The sequence below is a fragment of the Soonwooa buanensis genome, assembly GCF_900167905.1.
GTDB classification, from domain to species: Bacteria; Bacteroidota; Bacteroidia; order Flavobacteriales; family Weeksellaceae; genus Soonwooa; species Soonwooa buanensis.
The window spans coordinates 1-3,087 of sequence record NZ_FUYZ01000025.1 but is presented as its reverse complement, the minus strand read 5'-3'; the positions used below and the strand labels follow the sequence as shown (position 1 = coordinate 3,087).

The following is a 3,087-nucleotide window of genomic DNA, read 5'->3' as shown; positions in this document are numbered from 1 at the left end:
ATTAAGAAAAAAAACAATATGAAAAGCAGCGGCGGATAAATATTACAAATCTTTCTATTATACATTTAACCCCGCATTTTGCCAATACAATGTTAGCAGAAGTGTTTTTATTTTCACTTTTCTATAATTTTTTTGTTGCAATAGTTTTATTTCCATTGCTAAACACCACTTTTTTAAATCCTAAATTTTTAAGAACTTCAAAATAATTTAGATTTTCATATTGTTCTAATGTATATTCAGTAGTAAAAGCAGATGTTAATGTAATTGTCGTTTTTTCTTTTCCAGATAATTTTACTTCGGTTTTTGCATTTTTAGGTTTAAAATTTTCGGCAAATGATTCTCTATCTTTTATTGTAGGTTCAGAAGTTGATAAATTTAATGTGCCATCATCTGTTTTTGATTCTTTATATTTTTCTCGAACGTCTTGCATTTTTTCATCATATTCAGATTCTGCTTTAGTTTTATAATTAGGATTGTCTATTAAATTTCCATTTGCATCTTCAATTAATGGCGCGTTTCCATTTTTATCTTTAAAATCGCAAGAGCTTAATAAAATAATCGAAAGTAAGAGTAAAATTTTTTTCATATCAATAAATTCTAATGCTTAAATATTATTATAAATTATCAAAATTATTTTGTGACGTATTTTTGGATAACATTTCTGCTAACGGAAAAAGTATTGGCGAAGTGCGGGCTTAAGTTGAACGAATGTTCAAATTCAGACCAAACGGAGCCGATGCTTTTTCAGATTGTCTAAATTAAAGAAAAAAACAATATGAAAAGCAGCGGCGGATAAATATTTCTACTTTTTCAATTATACATTTAATCCCGCATTTTGCCAATACAATGTTAGGCGATGTTATAGTTTTAAAGGATAAGCTCTGTCAATAAAATGATTTCATCAATGTGCAAAAATAGTTCGTCTATTTCCTGCTTTTCAGATTTCAATATATATGATAATTCTAGTGCTTTACTATCCTTACTTCCTTTCATTGCTTTAGATTTATCAGTATAATAAGTTTCGAGATCTCCTTTTGACCAAATGAAAATATTGTTTTCTCTAAGTGTTTTAAGAGCAATATTAAAATTTTCCTGTCCAATTGATTCAATTATTGCAGCTTCTTTGTTACCTTTTGTGTAACGTAATTGCATAAATTGAATTGTTGCAAGTAATTCTTCATTATTCTTTTCGATTTCACCATTCGATAACTTTTCAAAAAGATTTTGTAATGTTTGTGCGTCATGATTTTTATCAACTCCTTTTATTCTTTCGTCAATTGCTTCATAACTAATTGGCATTGCTGAAATAGCCTCTTTTATTTTGGTTACATTATCTTTGATTGAATCAAGTTTTAAATGTTTAACTAATTTAGGAACTTCATCTTTGAAACAATCTAAATCCCCTAAAATTACATACTCAATGTTAAAGCATTGAAGCATTTTTATATAGTTTAGAAAATTTCCTTTTCCATTAACTCTCGAAATGGTTATATTTTGATAATCAAGTAATTGTTTAGAATTTTTTAGTTTGTCAACAATTGCGGGGATTAAATAAACTTCACCTCCTTCCACTAATACAACTTTATCTGCAAAAAATAGCTCTGTATTATTTGACCAAAGAAATCTTTTCAGTTCCGTTGTAATTTGTTCTGATGTATCTTGGTCAAGTTGTTTGGCAATAGAACAGTTATGTTTTGGGTCTTTATAAACTCTAATTATATTGTAAGGTTCTACATTTTTAAGATATTCAGTCGAGTGTGTACTAATTATTAGTTGTCTAGGTTGTTCAGTTGAACTTACTAAAAACTTATCTAACTCTGCGGATATGACTCTTCTAGCTTGTGGATGAAGAAATAATTCAGGCTCTTCTGCGATAAGTAATGAGCTACTTTTATGAAAGTTGTTGCAATACAATGAGAACAAGGAGATAATAATGGCACTTTGAATTCCTGTGCCTTTTTCATGTAAAGGTCTATCAATTCCATCATTTACGAATAGTTGAACATTTTTATACAATTCATTCTTCGTATCATTCATAAATTTAAAACTTACCGTCTTGTGTGCAATAGCACCTTCTAATAGTTTTCTAATTTCTGTTGTGTCTTTGTCGAAAACCGCATCAACGAAATGTTTTATTTCACTCGATTTTTCTTTAATTAAATCTTCATATGTTTTTTCTAGTTTCGGATGGAGGTTAGTTTTATGATTTTCCCAAAGTCCCATAATAAGTTTCCCAAACCAAGTATAGTGAACAAGACGTAGATCTTCTTTTTGACTACGTAAAGCACTTATTACAGTTGTAGCGATTAATGAATCTCTGAGTTTTTTTGACAAGAAATTTGATACCCAAATTCCGTTTGCAGAATCCAAGCAAATTATTCCAAATCCAGATTTTTCATCATCGATTCTTGATTTACAGAAAAAAAGTTTGATGATTTTTGCAGACTTGAGAAACTCTATAACTTCATTTGGCGTTTTCCATATATTTTTTATATCATAACCGCCTTTATTTTGTCCTAAAGATTCAACTTCTTGTCTTTGTTCAATCTCGTCAAGACTCTGAAATAAATCAAAGTTAATATTAATATCACCATTTTCCGTTTTGGAATATAAAGCATTCCATGACTTAATTTTTGAAAATGCTGTCTTTTTTTTTATAGTTTTGATTTGCTCTTCGTCAAAATCTCTTCCTGCTAATTCTGCTTCTAAGTATAGATGTTCAGCAATAACCTCTTTTAACTCTCCCGTTTCATAATCAATCTCCTCAAAAGTGTAAAAGTCATTATTTGTTAAATTCTGATAAGTTGGAAATTTCTCTCCAACAAGAATTTCAATTCCTTTTATAATGTTTGATTTGCCAGAATTATTTTTGCCAACAAATACATTTTTACCATTTTCAAGTCTTACGGTTACATTCTTAAGGCTACGATAATTAAAAGCGGAAAATTTTGAAATATACATGGTTTATTAGTTGAGTTGGGAATAATATCGCCTAACGGAAAAAGTATTGGCGAAGTGCGGGCTTTCGAAGAACTAAAAGTTCAAGAACAACCAAACGGAGCCGATGCTTTTTCTTGGAACTAAATT

2 protein-coding genes are annotated in these 3,087 nt (G+C 29.3%); both read right to left on the bottom strand.

The window, feature by feature from the left end; genetic code table 11:
* Positions 1 to 121: 121 nt before the first annotated feature.
* Positions 122 to 586: a hypothetical protein gene (locus tag B5X62_RS15360; RefSeq protein ID WP_079668366.1), complete on the bottom strand. Its 465-nt coding sequence runs from the start codon at positions 584 to 586 to the stop codon at positions 122 to 124.
* A gap of 281 nt (positions 587 to 867) precedes the next feature.
* On the bottom strand, positions 868 to 2,961 hold the full coding sequence (locus tag B5X62_RS15355; protein ID WP_079668365.1) for an AAA family ATPase: 2,094 nt from the start codon (positions 2,959 to 2,961) through the stop codon (positions 868 to 870).
* Positions 2,962 to 3,087 lie beyond the last annotated feature (126 nt).